The following is a 21,037-nucleotide window of genomic DNA, read 5'->3' on the forward strand; positions in this document are numbered from 1 at the left end:
TGTAAGATCTTTCGTATACGACGTTTTATATTACCACTTCTTAACAATCATAACGGCTTCTGCTTAAACTTTTCATAATTCCGTACCTTTAATGAAAGGATATTCCCGCAATCTGTACAAATATAAGCATCCACTGGTGAAGATGTGAACATCGTTTCCTTTTTCCGTATTTGTGCATAACCGATAAACTCACCTTCTCCTATGTTTTGAGAACCGCAATGAGAGCATGTCTGCACGTCTTTCTGTTTCATGAGAGCACCACCTTTAATCTGTTTCCACTCCCTTCGACAGTTCGCTTCCATTTCCCTTCCAAAAAACCTCTTATTCTCTTACATTTCAACAGGAATCTCAGAAGAAAAATCGTATATGTACTATGAACTATATTAATTGACGGAGGAATCGTATGAGTACAATTATGACAGTCAATACAGCACAAGAAATTGAAAACGCAGAAATACATATGCTTTCTTCTAGATTAGAGGTACTACAAACAATAAGCGGCAACCCAATGCAAGTACAAACGAAAAAGTTCGGGAGTGCCACTGCCTTTTCATCAAAAATAATTGCTGGTCCTGCTTTTAACACAGTAAAAGGCGTTACCTTTACAAATACAGATGAGATAGATGAAATCATCGCTTATTATCAATCACTACAAATCCCTTGCCGTTTTGAAATTACACCAGCGCAAGGTGCAACTGAATTATTTCAATACTTATCTCAAAAAGATTTTTATCAATCTAACTTCCATACCGCTTTATATAGTTTACCAAGAGAAGACTCATCGCTGCTGCCTTCTAACATTTCAGTACGCCAACTAAAAGAAAATGAATTTGATATTTTTGCAGACATATATGTACGTTGATTTAACATGCCATCCTTTACAAAATATGGTGTGCACCAAAATAACGAAATTCTCTACAATAAATCCGGCTGGCATTTTTTCATAGCCGAAGTTCAAAACACTCCTGCTAGTATAGGGGTACTTTATATAAATAAAGGTGTTGCTTCATTAGCTGCTTCTGCTACTTTGCCAGAATTTCAACGTAAAGGTTGTCATACCGCATTAATTCAAAAACGAATCGAGACCGCTGTTGCATCCAATTGCAATTTAATAGTTGGACAAGCTCGATTTGGTAGCGGCAGTCAAAATAATATGGAACGTGCCCATATGAAAATTGCTTATACAAAATCAATATGGACTGCGAAAGACATATAATTAACTTTCTTTTTCTTTCCATTACGAATGTATACATTTTATGACAATTCCCTTTCTATCCTGTTACTCATTTGAATATTCAAACTAAATTTGTTACGCTATTACTAGATACATCATTCAACTTGCAATATGAAAAGAGAATTCTACTCAAACTACAAGGAGGAGAAATGTATGACTAAACATGATCATGGTTTAAAAGAAAAAGTAGAAGGTGCCATTGATAAGGTAAAGGGTGAAGTAAAGGAAGTTGTCGGGAAAGTAACTGACAATAAAAAATTACAAGCCGAGGGAAAATGGGATAAGGTGAAAGGCACTGCTAAAGATACTGTCGGTAATGTAAAAGAGAAAATACATGAATATAAAGAGAACAAATAAAAAAGAGCCACGATGTATGGTCGTGCAAGTAGTAAGTTACTAGATCTGAAAAGATTGTCAGCTACTCAAAAATGAAAATACAACCGAGAAAGTAAGAGAGTTTGTATTTTACATTTACCCATAAGATCATTTTAAAATGACAAATAGATGCCTCAAGGCATCTATTTGTCTATAAAGAACTATTTTACTTCTATTGTATAATTACCTAATCCTAATCACTCAGGTTTTTCCTTACTAACATTTTCTAACATAATGCCTTTGCTAGAGTATAAGATTACTTTTACATCTTACTTTGTGAAATTTGGTTTTAGGTCACCTGTATACGGTTCATGCTCAACAAAGATTTTTATATCTTTTCCATTCGCATCTTTCCCTATTCTTGTATACGTAAATTTATCTTTATTTAACTCTGTAAGTTCAAGGACCGCACCATATTTATTATTTCCTAACGAAACGTGAGCTCTTATTTTATTGTCATGTACAACATCGAAGAAACCATAATCCCCACGACTTATCCCTGTATTCATATTGAAAAACTCATATTTATTTGTATTTTTATCATATTTTGCTAGACTGATTAAGTTAGAGTTGTAGTTTGTTACATTATTACCCTGTTCATCTAATACCACTGTTCCGTTCCATAGAGTACTAGATAAGATTTCATCTCCATCAACGTCTGTAACTATTTTCCCCGTCGAGCTTTCTAAATTTTTATCAGGTCGGGTAAAAGAAAGCTCTTTTTCTTGATAAGGAACATGCTCAACAAATACTTCTACATCGTTCCCTTTTGCATCTTTCCCCATTCTTTTATATGTAAATTTCTCCTTGTCTAATTGCGTTAATTCAACAACTGCTTGATAATTTTGCGTTTCAGAAATTAACACTCTTTCCTTTCCATCGTTGGTTATAAAAAAGGTACCGCTATCATTACGACTCTCTCCTGTATTTGCATTAAAAAATTCATACCTTGCAGTTTTAGCATCATATTTTGCAAGCCCGATGAAATTTTGATTTTCTTTCGTTAAATCATTATGATCTTTGTCATAGACTTTTGTCCCTTTCCAGTTTGTTTCACCAAGTATACTAGCTAGTAGCTGCCCTTTCGTTTGTTGAGTTTCTTGTATTGCATTGTATAAAAATTGTGCATACTGTTCACGCGTCACATCCATACTTGGAGCGAATTCCCCTCCTCCTACTCCTTTTGCAATATTATTTGTTTGAACAGCACTAATTGCATTTCTTGCCCATGAGTTCGTTGAAACGTCATTAAAAGTATGATCACTCTTTGCCTTTAAATGAAAAGCATTTGTAAGAACCTGTGCCATTTCTGCACGTGTTAAGGATGCCTTCGGTCTAAAGTTCCCATACTCATCACCCTTAAAAACACCCATTTCTGTTAAAGACAAGATTTCCTTTATATAGCTTGTCGAATCTTCGCTTACGTCCCCATATGGGTTCTGATAATTTTTGTTTTCTGCCATATTAAAATAACGATACATTAAAGCTGCAACTTGTTCGCGTGTTACGTTATCTCCAAAACCAAATCTTCCATCATCATAGCCGAAAATAATTTTCTCACCTGTTAATTGATGAATCGCCTCATATGACCAATGCCCCTTTGGAACATCTTTGAATACAACAGTATGATTCGTTTGTGGTGTAACCTCCTCTGCTTTCACCTCTCCATTTTTTTCACTTAATAGGCTTCCACCTAAAACTGCTGATATGATACATGTTTTTAAAATTGTTTTATTCATAGCTTCCCAATCCCTTCCTTCATTTAACAAAGAATTACACCCCTTATCTTCCAAAAGAAGATTCTATGTGAGCAATTCATGTTTTAAATTTTGATTACAGCTAATTGGTTACACCTCCAAAGTTCTTTTTCGTAGTATCCATAGCTGTTATATATAGAAATTATAAATAGCAACTATAAATTGCCCATAAATAAATTATTAAAAAAAGATAAAATTAAGATAATATATTTTTAATCTCAATCAAAAAAACGTTATTCTTTCTCATCTAGCTTGTTAAGAAAGAATAACGTTTTTTTAATTCTAGGGTCCCTTTTGGAAAAAAAGAGGTTTATTTTATATGTCCAAAAACAATTTCACGGCCTTTTCCAAACAAAACATCGGAAAAAAGCCGTGGCATATACTTATTTTATAATTGACGGAAGACGACCAAAATAGCTCTTTTTATTTACCCTCATTCTTCTCTAACACATACAAATCTTCTTCAATATTCGTTAATTTCTCACTTACAAGCTTTCTTGCATCTCCAATTGCTTGATTGTATGCAAATGGTCCTACTAACTTTATCATTTCTTCTATTAAACGTTCTGCTTGGAAACGTCCAATTTCATCTAAATCTTCTTCAACGAAAAATTGCTGAATTTGTGCTACAAGCTCTTCTTTTTTATCATTCGTTATTTTTATGTTCATCATCATTCGTTACTCCTCTATATTTAAGATAATACTTTTCTTAACTCTACCATAGAAAAGCGATTTCCTGGACAAGTTTTTGTAACCCCTTCTAACTCCCTATGGCCGAGTATATTTCCTTTCTCTATGGCAAACTGCTTCATAAACATTTTACATAAAGAATATAATGAATTCATTTGTGCAGTATTTGGATCATATTTATCAAAATTTCCCGTCATACATATTCCAATTGTGTCACTATTATTATCTTTCGCATGTGCTCCAATATGTAAACCTCGCCCTTCGACTACAGTTCCATCTTCTTCAATAAAATAATTGTAACCAATCCCGCTCCATCCTCTTACCTTTTGATGAAATTCGTGAGTTTTATACACATCCCAGCCATCTTCTGACGTATGGTGGATGATCAGTTTATTTACTTTTTCTAAAGGAACTAACTCATTTTGAAATGTTAAATTTGCACATTTAATTTCCATATGAACATCCTCCTCTTACAAATCGATCATAATAACTGTTTTATCATCTGGTCTTATTCTATTTTCTCCTTCTAACCTTTCAATGATTGCTACATATTCTTTTATACTATTCTTTCTTATATATGCTACAGTTTGTTCTAACGACCACTCTGGGTGAAACAATCCGTCTGAACAAATAAAAATCCCACTTACTTCAGCTACCTGTAATTCACCATATTGTAAATAATCCATAGCTTCTTTCATCCCATTTGCAACTGAGTAGCCGCTTGGCATATTTGCAAGATAGCGATTGTATTTTAACTGCTCCCGAACATCTTGAAAAACGTGTTCCTCAGGTATAGGTAATCCCTTTTCTCTATCTTCCTCTCTCTTCTTTTTTGCACGTTTACTAATTCCTTGAACCGTATCTTTCGTTAATACTCTCATCGCTCCATTTTGAAGTATTGCAACGATCATACAATCACCTAACTGTGCATATTCAAGTTTTTCGCCTTCTATTTGAACTGCTGCAATACATGTACACCAAAGATGGTCTTTTTTTCTCGTATCAACCTTGTACTCTAGCATCTTGTTTTGCAATAATTCATTCGCCTTTGCAACTTCACCTTGTAAACTATTAATCTCCCGTAACGAAGTAAAATGACTTGCAAATAAATGCGAAGCGATGTATGCTCCATTATGTCCTTCTTCATCACAAAACGGGACGAGCGGAGTTGCTCCATCACATACACCGTAAATCATTTTATCTTCATTACAAAAAAATGAATCCTCACACTCTTGTTTTAAAGGACTTTTCTGTTGATATGTTGTTATCTTCATATCTGTATCCCCTCCCAATTTATCAAACACTCGAACTATTTAGATTAATCTAATTTTCCAAAATAAACTGTTTTCCCCAAAAACTTTCAATTTCATATATAATCTTGAAATAATATGATTATTTAGTGAAGGACGGGAAAGAGATGGTCAGATTTCTTGGTGTTATTTTTGGTTCTATTATTATCGCAATTGCCTTTAATCTTTTCCTTATCCCCCATAAAATTTTAAGTAGTGGAATTGGCGGAATTGCTATTATTTTAGGGATTGTAACCCCTGTAAACACAGGTATTATTAACTTTGTATTGAACTTACCTATCCTTATTTTAGGATACATAGGTCTTGGAAAAAAAGTAATTTTTAACACGGTTGTTTCTGTAATTGTATTATCTGTTGCATTATACTATGTTCCAGTAAAAGTCGTAGCAACAGATCCACTTTTATCATCTGTATTTGGCGGTGTCATCGCCGGAGCTGGTATTGGTCTTGTCTTTAACTGCCATGGTTCAACTGGTGGATTTGATATTATCGGTATGTTGTTATCTCGTAAGCGAGATATTAAACTTGGTGGATTCCTTATTGCATTAAATACTGTTGTTGTTGTCATTGCAGGATTTTTCTTCACTTGGGATGTTGCCCTTACAAGCTTACTTTCAATTTATGTAACTGGTAAAGTAATTGATGCCGTTCATACGAAACATCGTAAAGTTACACTTATGATTGTAACAAATCAAGCAGAAGAAATGAAAAAAAAGCTTCTTTCAACTGTAGTACGTGGAATTACGTTACTTGATGGTGAAGGTGCTTATTCAAATGAAAAAAAACGTGTACTTATGACAGTCGTTTCACGTGAAGAATTAGCAAGTATGAAACTAACGATTTCGGAAATTGATCCTCATGCATTCGTTAATATTACGGAGACTGTTGAAGTATTAGGATTGTTTAGAAAAGTGTAAAAAACTAGGTGGACCTTCACCTAGTTTTTATTTTCCATAAATTCAATTCGATTTCCAAACGGATCTGACACGTAAAATCTGATTACATCTGGTCGCGCATGATCATCTATTACTTCAATACCTTGCTTTATTAACCCTTGTTTAAATTCATTAATTTTCAAAACATAAAAAGCTGGATGCGCTTTTTTAGCTGGATTAAAATTTTGCTCAACTCCGATATGAATCTCTTGATTTCCACACTTAAACCAACACCCACCACGCTTCTTTAATTCCTCTGGCTTTGGGATTTCCTCCATACCAATTTTATTACCATAAAATTCTCGCGCTTCTTCTTCACATCCTACTGGCGCCGCTACTTGTACATGATCAATTCCTTGAATATAATTTTTCATATTCCTTCCCCCTCTTCTATTCTAATGTTATAACGAAAATACATTCATGTAACTTAGAAAATATTAATAAAGCAATATAAGATTCTCTTATTACTACCCTTTTTTACCTTCCACTAAAAATAAAAAAGAAAATTTATTATATAATTTCCATTTTTTATAGAAATACACATTGCACCTATATTATAGTTAGTACTAGATTCATCTTTTTTAGATGCTAGTTGTACGGAGGAAATATTATGAGTCGTAAAAAACATTCATCTACTCAAAAAAAGCGTCACCCAAACGTATCGGAGCGCTTGCGAAACCATATACAAAATCGTTCTTTAGCAGAAATGTATGCATCTCTTTTTGAACATAACCCTGATAGTATTATTTCATTGAATTTAGAAGGAGTTATTTTACATATTAACCCCTCTGCGGAAAGAATATTAGGTTATACTTCTAACGAATTAGAGCGAAAAACAATCACTTCTATTTTAGAAGCACATATTTCTGATCAAGTGCTACAATACATAAAAAATGCTGCAGCTGACAATCAAAAAGAGTATATCGTCTCTATTTATCATAAAGACGGATATTTACTAGATGTCGTAACAAAATTAGTTCCTATTTTTGTTAAAAACCGTTTAACAGGTGTATACGCCATTATGAAACCCCTTGAAAAATCAGAAAGAATTGAGAAAGTATTACAAGAGAGTGAGAAACGATTACGCACATTAATGAATTCAATGCCTGCATTTGTTATTTTTAAGGATCATGAAGGACGCTGGCTTGAAGCGAATGACTATGCGCTTTCTTGTTTCAATTTCCATAACGTTCCTTATCATGGAAAAAGAGATAATGAACTCATTCAATATAACGAAGCATACCGCGAATCTTTTTTGCATTGTGAAGAAGTCGATGAACTAACATGGCAAAAAGGACAAATTCTTCACGGAGAGGAATTTATTATACATAGAAATGATTTCGACCTAGTTTTAAGCATTTCAAAAGTCCCACTCTTCCATCCTGATGGCTCACGCAAAGGTCTTATAGTGATGGGAAGAGACGTTACCGAACTAAAAGAAACTGAAAAGTTATTACGGAAATCCGAAAAACTTGCAGTAGTAGGACAACTGACAGCTGGAATTGCCCATGAAATTAGAAACCCGCTCACTTCATTAAAAGGATTTTTAACGTTATTACATCCAGAAATAAATGAGGAAAATAAATGGTATGTGGACGTTATGTTGAGTGAAATTTCACAAATGGAATCTATAACAAGCCAATTTATGGCGATGTCTAAACCACAAGTGTTATCTATTCATACATGCAACGTACAAACATTAATTGAAGAAGTTGTAACTTTTATTTTACCAACAGCAATTATGCATAGCGTTCATATCATCATGGATCATTTCGATTATATTTCTGACATTCAATGTGATAGTAATCAATTAAAACAAGTTTTGATTAACATATTAAAAAATGCAATCGAGGCGATGCCTGATGGTGGTAACATATTCATTCAAACAACTTCGTTAGAAAATGATTTTGTTTCAATACGCATTATGGATGAAGGGTGTGGGATTCCTGAAGAGCGCATGGCTCGTCTTGGCGAACCTTTTTATAGCTTGAAAGAAAAAGGAACTGGCCTCGGCTTAATGATGTGCTATAAAATCATTCAAGAGCATCACGGAAAATTATTCATTTCCAGTGAATTAAACATAGGAACAACTGTCGATATCCAATTACCGATTGCTACAGCTCAGCCTGTAACAAACTCTTAACTATGCTACATTAATATAGTAAAAGACATCTGTTATAAGTAGTCGAGTTATTGTGGAAAACATCTACACTAATACGTTAAAAAGCTCAAAGTCCCTATATGACTCTGAGCTTTATTTTTGTATACGATTTATTTTATTAAATCCACTATTTTCCATGTTTACGAATAAACTGAATATCATTTTCATAATGTTCAAGATGCCCTTCATCTATCATCTTTTGGAAGTTCATATCGCCTTCTAGTGCTTTTCTTTTCATGTATTTACATAATCCTTCTAATCGTAGAAGTACCATCTCCAAATAATCCTCGGCGATGCCATCACTTTTATAGGACTCAAAAAACAATTTAACTCTTTGCTTTATGCGGTCTGCATGCTGTAATGAATTATAATAAACCGCCGCACCTGTTTCCTTATAATAAACTCTACTTAATGGGACACAAGTGTAAAGAGTATAGGCTATGTCCCAAAGTCTGGGTCCAGGACCAGCAACATCAAAATCAATAATACCTACTGGTTTTTCGTTATTAAAAATAATGTTGTATATTGCAAAATCATTGTGGCATACAACCTCTATTGTATTTGGAGTATTATCCATCGGTTTCCAATCATCTGATAACGGGAAATCACTCACAGCATCATGATAAAGACCGAGCATCTTCGCTATTTCTTTTAAAACCTCATTAGACCACATGTACTCTTTTAAAGGGTAATTACCAGCTTCTCCTTCAATAAATGATAATATCTCTCTATCTTTATCATCAATACCTAAAAACTTTGGTGCATAACTAAAACCTTTGTTTTCCAAATGATTTAATAGCTTATGAATTTTGGTACTGCCTTGCTTTAATTCTCGTCGAACAGTATCTTCCGAACGATATACGTTTGAGACATTCCCTCCCGTTAGCATTTCTTCATTTTCGTAGTTTGACATCTAATAGTTCCCCTCCATTATTCTACATTTTCTTTATATTTTAACATAACTTTCCTATTCTCTTTTAACCCCTTAAATTGCAACAAAAAAATCGAGTATAAAATCTTTATGATTTTACACTCGATTTAGTCTACTATTTATGCATGTGAAAATATTTTTTCATACCATTCTGTTGCCTTCTCTACTTCATTCATCGTTAATTGATGTCCTCTATTTTCCCAATGCATTGTTACATTAACATCTACATTTTCTAATAGCATCTTCAATTCCTCTGACTCAGAAGGTGAACAAATTGGATCATTTGTTCCAGCAGCGATAAATACGAATTTCTCTGCTAAATTAGGTAACTCTATTCCTCTTCTAGGCACCATTGGGTGATGAAGGACTGCACCTTTTAATGCATTTTCGTAATGGAATAATAAGCTCGCCGCAATATTTGCTCCATTTGAATACCCAACAGCTACGATATTATCTCTATCAAATTCATATGTTTTTGCTGCTTCATTTAAAAATTCATTTAATTCCTTCGTACGGAAAACAAGATCCTCTTCATCAAAAATACCTTCTGCTAATCGGCGGAAGAAACGAGGCATCCCATTTTCTAATACATTTCCACGAACACTTAATACAGAAGCTTCCCGATCAATTCTTTCTGCAAGCGGTAATAAATCTAATTCATTTCCTCCTGTACCATGAAGCAATAACAACACTGGTTTTGACGTATCTTTTCCTTTTTGAAAAACATGTTTCATCATATTCCTTTTCCCCTTTCAATCACTTTAATCTAGATTTCTCACTTCAAATGGTAAGAGTGTCTGTTCAATTTGTTTTCTATGTTGTTCATATCGATCCGGTAATTTTAACTCCTCACCCATCGTCTCTAAAGATTCGTCATGGGTAAAACCAGGAGGGTCTGTTGCAATTTCAAATAAGATTTCGCCGTGTTCTCTAAAATAAATTGCGTTAAAATAGTTTCGGTCTTGTACAGGGGTTACACCATATCCAAAGCGAGAAACATGCTCTTTCCAGTCTAATTGATCAGCATCATCACTCGCTCTCCAAGCAATATGATGAACTGTACCAACACCCATTTGCCCACGTCCAATTGTTGATAATCTCAAATCGATAATATTTCCAATATCAGCAGAAGAACGGAACCGCATAAACTCTCCCTCTTCTCCTACTTTCTCAAGACCCATAACATGCTCTAACAATTCAGCAGTTTTTTGAGGTTGTGCAGATAAAAGAACAGCACCGCCAAATCCTTTAATTGCTACTTCTGGCGTAACTTCCCCAAAAGTCCAATTATTTAATTCGCCCTCTTCTCTTTCAACTAATTCTATATGCAAACCATGTGGATCATCAAATTCTATATACTGTTCTCCAAACCGAGTCATTTTTGTATACGGTACGTCGAATTTTTCTAATCTATTTTCCCAAAACTCCATTGTACCTTTTGGTACGACATAAGACGTAATGCCTACTTGACCGTCCCCAATAATACCTTGACGAGCACCTGCCCATGGAAAAAACGTAATAATTGTTCCAGGCTTCCCTCCTGTATTACCAAAATAAAGATGATACGTACCTGGATCATCAAAATTCACTGTTTGTTTTACTAAACGCAATCCTAATACACCTGCATAAAAATCTACATTTTCTTGTGGGTGACCTACGATTGCTGTAATGTGATGAATTCCCATCGTTTTCTTTTCCATTTTCTCCGCCCCTTTTTATTTCATTTTAAAAACTTTTATACATTAAAATTCATTATTCATTTTGTCCATACTGCAAAGTAAAATCCATCGTTATGATTTTATCTTTAATTCGAGATATAAGCTGTGAAATTACGCATTATCTTCTATATCACTGAATTCATCTCGAATTCGAGATAATTCCAAAAAAATATTTACTCCATCTGAAATCTTTATTCGGAAATAAATTATCTCGAACTCAATATTTATTATAAGTTACTTACTTTTAGTTGTCAACAAGCACTTATTTTCATTTTAAATCAAAAGAGAGTAAATGCTAGTTAGCATTTACTCTCTTCGCTAATTATTTCGTTTCCTCTTCCAACACTGCTTCCATCTCGTTAAATTCACGATGAATTGCTTTCACTGGTTCTTTCGTTAATAAACTTACAACTATAACAGCTAATAAACTACAGAAGAATCCAGGTACCATTTCATACATAGTCGCTTTTAAACTTGGAATTTGTACCCAAGTAATAACAACTACTGCACCTACAATCATACCAGCAAGAACACCCCATTTGTTCGTTCTCTTCCAATATAAACTTAATAAAATGGCGGGTCCGAATGCTGAACCAAATCCTGCCCAAGCATAACCGACAAGTGTTAAAATTGTATCACTTGGATGATACGCTAAAACAACTGCGATCATAGCTACTACTAATACTGACAGTCTACCGATAAATACAAGTTCTTTATCACTTGCGTTACGACGGAAAAATGTTTTATAGAAATCTTCCGTTACAGCACTTGAAATAACGAGTAATTGCGAGGAAATACTACTCATAATCGAAGCCAAAATAGCTGACAATAAAAATCCAGTAATATACGGATGGAATAAAATGTTTGAGAATGTTACAAAGACCATTTCTGGGTCTTGTAATTTCTCATTATTTTTAGCGTAATAAGCAATACCAATTAGACCAGTAAGCATTGCACCTATAATTGAAATCGTCATCCAACCGATACCGATTCTACGAGAAGTTTTTAAATCTTTAACAGAGGTAATTGCCATAAAGCGAACAATAATATGCGGTTGACCAAAATACCCAAGACCCCATGCTAAAAATGAAATAATACCAAGAATTGTAGTACCTTTAAACATATCTAAATGCGATGCATCAACTTGCTTAATCGTATTGAATGTTTCTGTTACACCACCGACATCTGTAAAAGCTACAATTGGCACTAACACAAGAGCAATAAACATAATACAACCTTGCACAAAGTCGGTCCAACTTACTGCTAAAAAGCCACCGAATAATGTATAAGCAACAACGACACCGACAGTTACAAATAAACCAATTTTATAATCAAGATTGAAAGAATTCTCAAACAAACGTCCACCTGAAACTAAACCAGCTGACGCATAAAATGTGAAAAACACTAAAATGACGATAGCGGAGACAAAACGAAGTATTTTCGTACGATCTTTAAACCGATTTTCTAAAAAATCTGGAATCGTAATTGAATCATTTGCCATTTCTGTATACGTTCGCAAACGCGGGGCAAGAATTAAATAGTTTGCATAAGCACCTATTAATAAACCTATCGCAATCCATACACTTGATAATCCTGTTGCATACATCGCACCAGGTAATCCCATTAGCATCCAACCACTCATGTCAGAAGCACCAGCTGATAAAGCTGTAACTGCTGGACCGAGTCCCCTTCCGCCTAACATATAATCTGATAAATCGGATGTCTTCTTATAAGACCAATAACCGATATACAACATACCTGCCATATAAATAGCAAGCGAAACCATAATCTCAATCTTCACCAAATCTCTCCCTTAGTTATATAAGCCATTCAAAATTTCGAAAAATGACTTTTTCTATTTTCTTGTTTTCGCTTATGGTTCCCTACCTTAACAAACATTTTTTGTTCTTTCAAGTGAACAAGCCCTTTTCACTACATGTGAAAACCTTTATAAACGCCTTTATCCCAGTGGATTACCCGGTTTTTAAAATAAATTAAAGTAAAAATATTCAGAAAAAAATGGCGTTTTTTCACACCTTATTTTCATTCGTTTATTAGTTGAATTTTAAAAGAAAAAAGCCATACGAATGTATGACTTTTAATTTATTAAACATAGCTTATCTTCTATTTACTAGTAGGAAACAATTCTGAAAGAGGAACTATCCGCCCCACCTCATCTTTAAACACAATATGCTCTCTCGTTAAATGGCGCGGGCTCTTTACTCCCGCTGCTGCCGCAAGTGAGAACAAACTATATCTCATACTAATAACATAGTTCATTACTCGCCATTTTTTCTCATACGGATCTAATGCTTTTTGGTAGTGTGGATTCGTAGTTGCAACCCCCGATGGGCATTGCCCTGAATTACATTGAAGTGCCATAATACAACCGCTTGCCATCATAAATCCGCGTGCTGAATTTACGGCATCTGCACCGATAGCTAAAGCAATCGCCACTTTATCTGGCGTGATTAATTTCCCGGAGGCAAACACCTTTAATTTATTCCTGACACCGTAATGATTTGCTGTATCAATAAATGTAAGTAATGCCGGTATAAGCGGAAGCCCCATACTATCTGCCATCGATTTATATGTTGCCCCTGATCCACCTTCTGAACCGTCGATTGTAATAAAATCTGGATAGATGTTTAATTCTTTCATTGCTTTTAATAAATCTTCCAAAGGCTTTTGTTGACCAATTACAATTTTCATGCCCACTGGTTTACCACCGTTTTCTTGTAAATCTTGAATAAAATATAAAGCCTCTGCGGCACTACTAATAAATGAAAAACGATTTGGTGAATTAATCGTTTCTCCTTCTCGTACTTTCCGAACGGAAGCGATTTTCTCATTTACCTTCTGTCCTTCTAAATGACCACCACGTATTTTTGCTCCTTGCCCAAATTTCAATTCAAACGCTTTAATATTACTTTCTTTCGCCTTCTCCATAAATTCCTTCATCGAAAAATCCCCGTCCTCGTCACGGTATCCAAATAATCCCGGACCAATTTGGGCAATGATATTTGCACCGGTATGTAAATGTTCCGGTATTACACCACCTTCCCCCGTATTAATCCACGAACCGCCAGCCATCTTCGCGCCAAATCCACTTGCCAAAATATAATTTTCGCCAATCGCACCGTAAGAAGTTGCTGATGCGCCAAACATGCCATACAGTTTCCACGGATATTTGCGGTTTTCACCGACGATAATTGCATCGTCTTCTTCATATAACCAAAGATTCGTTGTATCCGCTGTCAATTTTTCTCTTCGTGAAAATAACCCTTCTTTATGAATCACATACTTTTTCCCTTCACGTTCTTTCGTTACATTCACACTTAATTCATCTGTTAATTTCGGAAATAATGTATTAGCGATATAATATCCAGATGCATCAAAATCTCGTTTTGATCCAAAACCGAGTATTTCTGAACGATATTTTGCTAGAAACATTACACTTTGAAAATCATAACGTGAAAAGGGCTTTCCATCCGTATCATGATCAAACCAATATTGCCTAAATTCCGGTCCTATCTTTTCAAGTAAATAACGCATCCTTCCTAAGTATGGATGTAACTTTAATATAGAATGATGCGTCCGTTTTTTAATAAAAAATGTAATAATAAAAAAAATGATTAATAGTAACATCAATAAGAGCAATATACTAATAATAACGAGTAGCGTTTCACTCATCCCGCTTCCTCCTATGAAAATCCATAATAAAAGGAGAACACCTGATGTGTTCTCCTTTTATCTTTATTCAAATTAATGTAGCAAGATGCTCTTTCGCGTCATATTCAACCAAATTTTCAGCATTTTTAATTCGCTGAACAAAATCTGGATTAGCGATTAATGGTCTTCCGAACGCCGCTACATCAATTGTTCCTTCTTGCAGTGCTTCTTCTGCCTCTTTCGGATTCAAATTACCTACTCCTACGATAGTACTATCCCAATACTTTCTTACTAATTGATGAAAATTCTTACCGTCAGCAATAACTTGCGTATAATTCATCGTTGAAGGGTGAATCATCGTTAATCCAACTTCTTTAAACATATTTACAAACGTTTCAATTGCAAGTTCAGGATGTTCCCACATATAAGTAGGATTATCACCTTTAAAGGCAGAGAAGCGAAGAAGCGTTTTATCAGCTCCAACTGCTTCAATTACAGCCTGAACAACTTCTTTCATAAACGTTAACCTTTGTTTTAAGTCACCGCCGTATTTATCAGTACGTTTATTCGCAAATTCATAAGTAAATTGGTCAATTAAATATCCGTGTGCACCGTGAATTTCTACACCATCAAATCCAGCTTCGATTGCGTTTTTTGCAGCCTGTGCATATTGATCGACAACTTCTTTTATTTCTTCTATTGTCATTGCTTCTGGTGTATCAAACGGTTTACGAAAACGCGGAACATTACCCTCCGCAGCAATAGCAGACGGTGCTTGCGGCATTTGACCACCAATTATTTCGTGATGACTCATACGTCCAACATGCCATATTTGAGCAATAATCGTTCCGCCTTCTTTATGTACTGCCTCTGTAACAGGTTTCCAAGAATCAATTTGCGCTTGTGTATAAATACCTGGTACTCCCGGATTCCCTTTTGCTCTCGGGCTAATGACAATTCCTTCTGTAATAATTAATCCAATCCCATCAGCAGCACGTTTTTGATAATACTCTACTACATCAGTACCAACTACCCCAGTCTCATTATTTGCAAAACATCTCGTCATCGGTGCCATCGCTATGCGATTACGAAGAGACCAAGATCCAATTTGAATCGGATGAAATAACTTCGTTTCTTCAATATTTTCAAAAGACCCCCAAGCGTTTATATTTGTTCCTTCATAAATACTTGCCGCTTTATTATTTGAACTTGTCATTTTTCTTCCCCCTAAAAAAATCTAACTATAATCGCATCATACTTACTTTTAGATAGTAACGTCAATTTATACGCTCTTACGTAGGAATATTCGTATAATAAAACTAACCGTTTTTAACTTTAAGGATTCTGAAATTCAGGAATCTACTGTTTATTCTAATGCCCAGTAAGTGGATGAGGAAAATACTTATTAAGTGGATGTTTTCTTTTTTTCTAGTTTTATTACTATAGAATATATCGGTAATTAATTATTTAACTATTTACTAACCAAAAAGAACCTGTTTCCAATGTACTATGTTCAAACTTACACTAACGAGGTTTCAATAATTCATTTGTTTTTTAATTATACCAACGAAATTTTAGGAACTAATAAAAGACTCCTAGATAGTTGAAAGTATTTTTTCTTATTTAATTTTTAGAAAGAAGGATAACAATGAAAACAAAAGCTATCGTTTCTACACCCGAAAAAGATTTTAATATGCAAGAAGTATACTTAGACGAGATTAAAGACGATGAAGTATTAGTAAAAATTATCGCTTCGGGTATATGTCATACAGATGCAACAGTTTTAGACGGTACAATGCCAACACCAAAACCAGTTGTTTTAGGACATGAAGGTTCTGGTATTGTAGAAAAAGTGGGAAGTAATGTAACATCGGTTAAACCTGGTGACCATGTTGTACTTGGATTTTCTTACTGTGGTCATTGTGAAAATTGCTTAGATGGTAATGCTGCTGCTTGCGAAAATATGATTGAATTAAACTTCTCTGGAAAAAACAAACGCCATGTAACACCTATACACGATCTTAACAATAATGACATTTCTCAATTCTTCGGCCAATCTTCATTCGCATACCATGCCGTTGTTAATGAGAATAATACTGTAAAAGTACCAAAAGATGTTGATATACGTTTGTTAGGACCACTTGGTTGTGGAATTATGACTGGTAGCGGTACGATCCTAAATTCATTACAGCCAAAACCAGGTAGTAGCCTAGTTGTATTTGGAACCGGTGCTGTTGGCCTTAGTGGCTTAATGGCAGCTAAAATTGCTGGATGTACTACAATCATTGCCATTGATATTCATGATAGTCGTTTAGAATTAGCGAAGGAATTAGGCGCTACACACACGATTAATAGCTTAAACGAAGATCCAGTTGCCAAAATTAAAGAAATTACAAACGGTGGAGCTAATTACTCATTTGAAACAACTGGCGTAAATACTGTTACACTGCAATCCATTCAATGCTTACGAGTAAAAGGTACAATGGCAACTGTTGCTGTTGGTAAAAAGGATTTAACTTTAAACGTAACAAATGAAATTGTCGTAAAAGCTATTACAATTAAAGGGGTAGTTGAAGGTGATGCAGTACCGCAACTATTCATTCCAAAATTAATTAATTTCTATGAAAAAGGACTATTCCCATTCGATAAGTTTGTACAATTCTATTCTTTTGAAGAAATTGCTCAAGCATTTGAAGATTCTAAAACAGGAAAAACGATTAAACCTATTATCGTAATGGAGTAACATTTGTTTACTTTTTCCCGATAACTAACAAAAATATCCTGAAATGAAATAAATAAAATTAAAAAGGTTTCCTAAGTAGGAAACCTTTTTTAGTTGACCATATAAGGCTAACAATTCGTTTATCTCTTTTAAATAAAGAAAATAAACAATTATTATCTCCTCACATATGGAAAATCTCTTAACAATAGAAGTGGGAGTGGTTCAGTATTCTTCTAAAAATAATAACTTATATACCTAAAACAATGAAAGCCCTACCTCTCTTTCATCCTTACGGCTCCTCGTCCGTGCCAGTGTGAATCAGGATTGCAAAAATCAAGTAACTATTTTATCGAGTTATTTAATTAAACTTCGAACATTCGTAAAAGAAATTAAAAAATAAAAATGGATTAAATTGTAGTAATAACAAAAGAGGTTAATGCTCTAAAAGTGGTTTGAAAGAGTTGAATGTCTTTGAAATGATTGATTTTCTATAATTATATTCCCAAAAAATTCAAGATCTTTTTTGGGATGTAATACATTATCTACAATGAATCTTAACAAAAGCTTTTTATTTGATTTTCTGTGATACCTTCAATTAATCCCAGCTCACTAATCAAAAATTCATGTGCGTTATCTAACATTTTCTTTTCGCTTGCATTAAGTGCTTTTTCTTTCTGCATACGTAWTAAATCACGTACAACTTCAGCACCTTCTTGTATTTTACCCGTTTTTATTTTATCAGTGTTTAATTTATACCTTTGTTTCCACGTAAGTAATCTATCTGATTCCCCATGCTGAAAAATATCTATTATGTTTGTTAATGCCTTTATATCTGTAACTGGTCGTATATTTGAACTCAATATTTTCCCCATAGGAATCATTACTTCCATATTACTAGCCGACATTTTTATAACATAATACTGTCTTTTTTCTCCTGAGATTTCCTTTTCTTCTATGGCTTTAATTATACCTGCTCCGTGCATTGGATAAACGATGTTATCGCCAATTTGAAACAAATAATCCACCTCCATATATGGTAACCTTCTCAATCTTAACACACATTTATTTTTTTAGCAAAATTTTTATAATATCACAAAATTATTTTCTATGTCAATTTATTTACACATAAAAATTCAAGCTGTACAGAAACACTAAAAAACCCGCGATTTTGTTACATTTCTACACCCATTTCCTCCAATTTTATATACCTTGTAAAACAAAAAAAACACATCACTACATATAAGTAGCGATGTATTTTTATATAATGACAAAAACGGTTGCTTCAAAACTTCACACACGATCCTTCGCTTATATACTAACCTGTTTACTAATCGTTTCTCGCGCTAAAAGAAAACTCATAATCACTTGCACAGCTACTCTACTCGTCATATCCCTAAAATCAAGAGTTGGATCAATTTCTACTATATCCATCCCTTGAACGAGTGGCTCTTTACCAAGGAATTCAATTGCATCAAGTAAAGTTGTACTATCCATCCCACCAGGGCCAATTGCTGGACAGCCCGGCGCAAACGCTTGGTCTAGTACGTCCATATCAAGAGAAATATAAATAGAAGTCACATCTTGTTTTCTTAATACTTCAATACTTTCTGAAATAAGATCTTTTATTTTTCGCTCTCTTACATCTTTCATTGTATACACTGTCACGCCATGCTCTTTTGCATATTCATGGTACGCTCGTGCATTTGAAAAATTACGAATCCCAATTTGAACGAGTTGTTTTCCTGTAATCACATCATTTTCTAGCAAACTACGGAACGGTGTACCATTTGATGGACCACCATCATCTAAATTACGTAAATCATGATGGGCATCAAATTGAATAATACCGACCTTCCCTTTACTATTTGCAAAACCAGTTATACTCGGAAAACTAATCGAGTGGTCACCACCAAGAACGATTGGTATCATTTTCGGATTTACTTTCGTCAAGTGACCAACTGTTTTCGCAATTCGGTTATGACTCTCTTTTATATCTGTCACATGCATCGTAATATCACCACAATCATGAAGAACACTTTCTTTCATATCGTGTTCTTCTGTAATTGCGTACGTGCTATATGCATCCAACATTGAACGAATTGTTTTTGGTGCAAAACATGCTCCTGAATGGCTAATAGATGGTTTAGAAAGGGGCGCTCCAATTAAGGCAGCACCGAATATTTCCACACCTTCCTCCCAATTTTTAATCATTTCGCTCCACTTCGTCACTTCACGATCGATAAACTTTGCATTTTTCTTTAAATAGTGGCCGTGCTCCACGATTGTTCACCTCTTGTATATGCGATATTCCCATTCTTCCATACTGTATTTACATGACTTACGCCGTAATGGTACGGTACATAAGCGTAATTATAAGCATCCCATAAAACTAAATCCGCCTTACGACCAACTCTAATTTTCCCAGCTACATCGCCTCGATTAATGGCATAAGATGAGTTCACTGTTACCGCATTCCAAACTTCTTCTGGTGTCATTTTCAGTTTCAGCATCGCAATGCTCATAATAAGCTGAATGTTTTCAGTTGGACAGCTACCTGGGTTAAAGTCTGTAGCTAAAGCAACTGCAACACCTTCATCAATCATTTTGCGGCCGCGTGCGAAGCTTTCTTTATTTAAATAGAAAGTTGTTCCTGGTAATAAAGTTGCTACTGTATTAGAATTCGCAAGCATTTCAATTCCTTTATCAGAAGCGCCAACTAAATGGTCCGCTGATGCTGCACCAATTTCAGCCGCTGCTTCCGCACCACCAAGAGGGTCGATTTCATCTGCATGAATTTTCACATCAAAGCCAAGCTCTTTCGCTTTTAATAAAAATTCTTTTGATTCTTCTACAGAGAACACACCTGTTTCGCAGAAAATATCAACGAACTCAGCTAATTGCTTCTCTTTCATTTCCGGTAATAAATCTAGCATCCATTGTAAAAATTCTTTCGATCTTCCTTTATACTCTTTCGGAACTGCATGAGCACCTAAAAATGTTGAAACTAAATCAATTGAATGCTCTTTTTGTAATTGTGCAGTTGCCTCTAATTGTTTCCATTCTGTCTCATCATCCAATCCGTAACCACTCTTCGCTTCTACAGTTGTAACTCCAAAAGATAGCATACGGTCTAAATGGAATTTAGCTTTTTGAACAAGTTCTTCTTTCGACGCTTGTTTCGTTGCATTTACAGTTGAAAGAATACCTCCACCTTGTTCTAAAATTTCCAAGTACGGAACTCCTTGTAGTTTTAGCGCGATTTCATTTTCACGAGATCCACCAAATACAAGATGAGTATGCGGATCAACAAGACCAGGAGAAACCATTTTCCCGTCGCAATCAATAACCTCTTTCGCTTGTAATCCTTTAGCTTCTTCCGCTGTTCCAACGAAAGTAACTACACCATTTTCAATTCCAACCGCACCGTTTTCAATAACAGGAAGCGTATTCATCGCTTCCCGTCTTAACAAGCCATCTTCTTGATCCATTGTTAGTAATTGACCGATATTTATTAGTAAAGTGTCCAGCATGT

19 protein-coding genes and 1 pseudogene are annotated in these 21,037 nt (G+C 34.7%); 5 read left to right on the forward strand and 15 right to left on the reverse strand.

Features of this window, described 5'->3' with window-relative positions:
* Window positions 1-47 precede the first annotated feature (47 nt).
* Window positions 48-251 carry a hypothetical protein gene (locus AC1DS7_RS22395; protein WP_012261408.1) on the reverse strand — a complete coding sequence of 68 codons (204 nt, stop codon included), beginning with the start codon at window positions 249-251 and terminating at the stop codon, window positions 48-50.
* Window positions 252-403: 152 nt separating this feature from the next.
* On the opposite strand from AC1DS7_RS22395, the pseudogene AC1DS7_RS22400 reads away from it, so the two are divergent.
* Together AC1DS7_RS22400 and AC1DS7_RS22405 are read left to right on the forward strand one after the other, a co-directional pair.
* Window positions 404-1,216, forward strand: a pseudogene (locus tag AC1DS7_RS22400) (GNAT family N-acetyltransferase).
* A 171-nt stretch (window positions 1,217-1,387) separates the two neighbouring features.
* Complete coding sequence (locus tag AC1DS7_RS22405) at window positions 1,388-1,591, forward strand: CsbD family protein (protein ID WP_002033531.1); 204 nt, start codon at window positions 1,388-1,390, stop codon at window positions 1,589-1,591.
* A 287-nt stretch (window positions 1,592-1,878) separates the two neighbouring features.
* Here AC1DS7_RS22405 and AC1DS7_RS22410 read toward each other — a convergent pair whose 3' ends face one another.
* The 4 genes from AC1DS7_RS22410 to AC1DS7_RS22425 form a co-directional block, all read right to left on the reverse strand.
* On the reverse strand, window positions 1,879-3,348 hold the full coding sequence (locus AC1DS7_RS22410; protein ID WP_002142725.1) for a DUF4822 domain-containing protein: 1,470 nt from the start codon (window positions 3,346-3,348) through the stop codon (window positions 1,879-1,881).
* Window positions 3,349-3,789: 441 nt separating this feature from the next.
* Window positions 3,790-4,041: a DUF2164 domain-containing protein gene (locus AC1DS7_RS22415; RefSeq protein ID WP_002033529.1), complete on the reverse strand. Its 252-nt coding sequence runs from the start codon at window positions 4,039-4,041 to the stop codon at window positions 3,790-3,792.
* Window positions 4,042-4,058: 17 nt separating this feature from the next.
* Window positions 4,059-4,511: a peptidoglycan recognition protein family protein gene (locus AC1DS7_RS22420; protein WP_002033528.1), complete on the reverse strand. Its 453-nt coding sequence runs from the start codon at window positions 4,509-4,511 to the stop codon at window positions 4,059-4,061.
* Window positions 4,512-4,526: 15 nt separating this feature from the next.
* Entirely contained in the window at window positions 4,527-5,330 is an 804-nt protein-coding gene (locus tag AC1DS7_RS22425) for a protein phosphatase 2C domain-containing protein (protein ID WP_002142727.1), read from the reverse strand.
* A gap of 143 nt (window positions 5,331-5,473) precedes the next feature.
* On the opposite strand from AC1DS7_RS22425, the gene AC1DS7_RS22430 reads away from it, so the two are divergent.
* Window positions 5,474-6,283 (forward strand): YitT family protein, encoded by an 810-nt coding sequence (locus AC1DS7_RS22430; RefSeq protein WP_000251329.1) that lies wholly within the window; start codon window positions 5,474-5,476, stop codon window positions 6,281-6,283.
* A gap of 20 nt (window positions 6,284-6,303) precedes the next feature.
* Here AC1DS7_RS22430 and AC1DS7_RS22435 read toward each other — a convergent pair whose 3' ends face one another.
* The gene (locus AC1DS7_RS22435; RefSeq protein ID WP_002087825.1) at window positions 6,304-6,675 is read right to left on the reverse strand and encodes a VOC family protein; all 372 of its coding nucleotides are present in this window, start codon (window positions 6,673-6,675) and stop codon (window positions 6,304-6,306) included.
* A gap of 236 nt (window positions 6,676-6,911) precedes the next feature.
* On the opposite strand from AC1DS7_RS22435, the gene AC1DS7_RS22440 reads away from it, so the two are divergent.
* Window positions 6,912-8,444: a BA3702 family sensor histidine kinase gene (locus tag AC1DS7_RS22440; protein WP_002087826.1), complete on the forward strand. Its 1,533-nt coding sequence runs from the start codon at window positions 6,912-6,914 to the stop codon at window positions 8,442-8,444.
* 145 nt (window positions 8,445-8,589) lie between these two features.
* Here the strand turns inward: AC1DS7_RS22440 and AC1DS7_RS22445 are convergent, their stop codons facing one another.
* The 6 genes from AC1DS7_RS22445 to AC1DS7_RS22470 form a co-directional block, all read right to left on the reverse strand.
* Window positions 8,590-9,375 (reverse strand): phosphotransferase enzyme family protein, encoded by a 786-nt coding sequence (locus AC1DS7_RS22445; RefSeq protein WP_476999226.1) that lies wholly within the window; start codon window positions 9,373-9,375, stop codon window positions 8,590-8,592.
* A 137-nt stretch (window positions 9,376-9,512) separates the two neighbouring features.
* Window positions 9,513-10,127, reverse strand: coding sequence for an alpha/beta hydrolase (locus tag AC1DS7_RS22450; protein ID WP_002142733.1), 615 nt, complete (start codon window positions 10,125-10,127; stop codon window positions 9,513-9,515).
* A 27-nt stretch (window positions 10,128-10,154) separates the two neighbouring features.
* Window positions 10,155-11,093, reverse strand: a complete 939-nt coding sequence (locus tag AC1DS7_RS22455; protein ID WP_002142735.1) for a ring-cleaving dioxygenase — start codon at window positions 11,091-11,093, stop codon at window positions 10,155-10,157.
* Between the two features lie 340 nt (window positions 11,094-11,433).
* Window positions 11,434-12,912 (reverse strand): sodium/proline symporter PutP, encoded by a 1,479-nt coding sequence (gene putP, locus AC1DS7_RS22460; protein ID WP_002142737.1) that lies wholly within the window; start codon window positions 12,910-12,912, stop codon window positions 11,434-11,436.
* 323 nt (window positions 12,913-13,235) lie between these two features.
* Entirely contained in the window at window positions 13,236-14,804 is a 1,569-nt protein-coding gene (locus tag AC1DS7_RS22465) for an FMN-binding glutamate synthase family protein (protein WP_002142738.1), read from the reverse strand.
* Between the two features lie 67 nt (window positions 14,805-14,871).
* Window positions 14,872-15,999: an alkene reductase gene (locus AC1DS7_RS22470; RefSeq protein WP_002142739.1), complete on the reverse strand. Its 1,128-nt coding sequence runs from the start codon at window positions 15,997-15,999 to the stop codon at window positions 14,872-14,874.
* A 432-nt stretch (window positions 16,000-16,431) separates the two neighbouring features.
* Here AC1DS7_RS22470 and AC1DS7_RS22475 point away from each other — a divergent pair, with 432 nt between their 5' ends.
* The gene (locus AC1DS7_RS22475) at window positions 16,432-17,526 is read left to right on the forward strand and encodes an NAD(P)-dependent alcohol dehydrogenase (RefSeq protein WP_002142740.1); all 1,095 of its coding nucleotides are present in this window, start codon (window positions 16,432-16,434) and stop codon (window positions 17,524-17,526) included.
* 533 nt (window positions 17,527-18,059) lie between these two features.
* Here the strand turns inward: AC1DS7_RS22475 and AC1DS7_RS22480 are convergent.
* The 3 genes from AC1DS7_RS22480 to hutI form a co-directional block, all read right to left on the reverse strand.
* The gene (locus tag AC1DS7_RS22480; protein WP_476999227.1) at window positions 18,060-18,521 is read right to left on the reverse strand and encodes a CarD family transcriptional regulator; all 462 of its coding nucleotides are present in this window, start codon (window positions 18,519-18,521) and stop codon (window positions 18,060-18,062) included.
* A gap of 292 nt (window positions 18,522-18,813) precedes the next feature.
* Window positions 18,814-19,785, reverse strand: coding sequence for a formimidoylglutamase (gene hutG / locus AC1DS7_RS22485; RefSeq protein ID WP_012261420.1), 972 nt, complete (start codon window positions 19,783-19,785; stop codon window positions 18,814-18,816).
* A complete protein-coding gene (hutI, locus tag AC1DS7_RS22490; protein ID WP_012261421.1) occupies window positions 19,764-21,035 on the reverse strand; it encodes an imidazolonepropionase in 1,272 nt (423 codons plus the stop codon). The genes hutG and hutI overlap by 22 nt, the downstream gene beginning before the upstream one ends.
* Window positions 21,036-21,037 lie beyond the last annotated feature (2 nt).

The organism is Bacillus sp. P4_E1, assembly GCF_056401715.1.

Excerpts from the sequence above, each read along its gene's own strand:
- AC1DS7_RS22470 (WP_002142739.1), bottom strand. The coding sequence starts at position 15,999 with ATGACAAGTTCAAATAATAAAGCGGCAAGTATTTATGAAGGAACAAAT.
- AC1DS7_RS22430 (WP_000251329.1), top strand. The coding sequence starts at position 5,474 with ATGGTCAGATTTCTTGGTGTTATTTTTGGTTCTATTATTATCGCAATT.
- hutI (WP_012261421.1), bottom strand. The coding sequence starts at position 21,035 with ATGCTGGACACTTTACTAATAAATATCGGTCAATTACTAACAATGGAT.
- AC1DS7_RS22440 (WP_002087826.1), top strand. The coding sequence starts at position 6,912 with ATGAGTCGTAAAAAACATTCATCTACTCAAAAAAAGCGTCACCCAAAC.
- AC1DS7_RS22415 (WP_002033529.1), bottom strand. The coding sequence starts at position 4,041 with ATGATGATGAACATAAAAATAACGAATGATAAAAAAGAAGAGCTTGTA.
- AC1DS7_RS22450 (WP_002142733.1), bottom strand. The coding sequence starts at position 10,127 with ATGAAACATGTTTTTCAAAAAGGAAAAGATACGTCAAAACCAGTGTTG.
- AC1DS7_RS22395 (WP_012261408.1), bottom strand. The coding sequence starts at position 251 with ATGAAACAGAAAGACGTGCAGACATGCTCTCATTGCGGTTCTCAAAAC.
- AC1DS7_RS22420 (WP_002033528.1), bottom strand. The coding sequence starts at position 4,511 with ATGGAAATTAAATGTGCAAATTTAACATTTCAAAATGAGTTAGTTCCT.
- AC1DS7_RS22435 (WP_002087825.1), bottom strand. The coding sequence starts at position 6,675 with ATGAAAAATTATATTCAAGGAATTGATCATGTACAAGTAGCGGCGCCA.
- AC1DS7_RS22405 (WP_002033531.1), top strand. The coding sequence starts at position 1,388 with ATGACTAAACATGATCATGGTTTAAAAGAAAAAGTAGAAGGTGCCATT.
- AC1DS7_RS22455 (WP_002142735.1), bottom strand. The coding sequence starts at position 11,093 with ATGGAAAAGAAAACGATGGGAATTCATCACATTACAGCAATCGTAGGT.
- AC1DS7_RS22475 (WP_002142740.1), top strand. The coding sequence starts at position 16,432 with ATGAAAACAAAAGCTATCGTTTCTACACCCGAAAAAGATTTTAATATG.
- AC1DS7_RS22445 (WP_476999226.1), bottom strand. The coding sequence starts at position 9,375 with ATGTCAAACTACGAAAATGAAGAAATGCTAACGGGAGGGAATGTCTCA.
- AC1DS7_RS22410 (WP_002142725.1), bottom strand. The coding sequence starts at position 3,348 with ATGAATAAAACAATTTTAAAAACATGTATCATATCAGCAGTTTTAGGT.
- AC1DS7_RS22425 (WP_002142727.1), bottom strand. The coding sequence starts at position 5,330 with ATGAAGATAACAACATATCAACAGAAAAGTCCTTTAAAACAAGAGTGT.
- AC1DS7_RS22465 (WP_002142738.1), bottom strand. The coding sequence starts at position 14,804 with ATGAGTGAAACGCTACTCGTTATTATTAGTATATTGCTCTTATTGATG.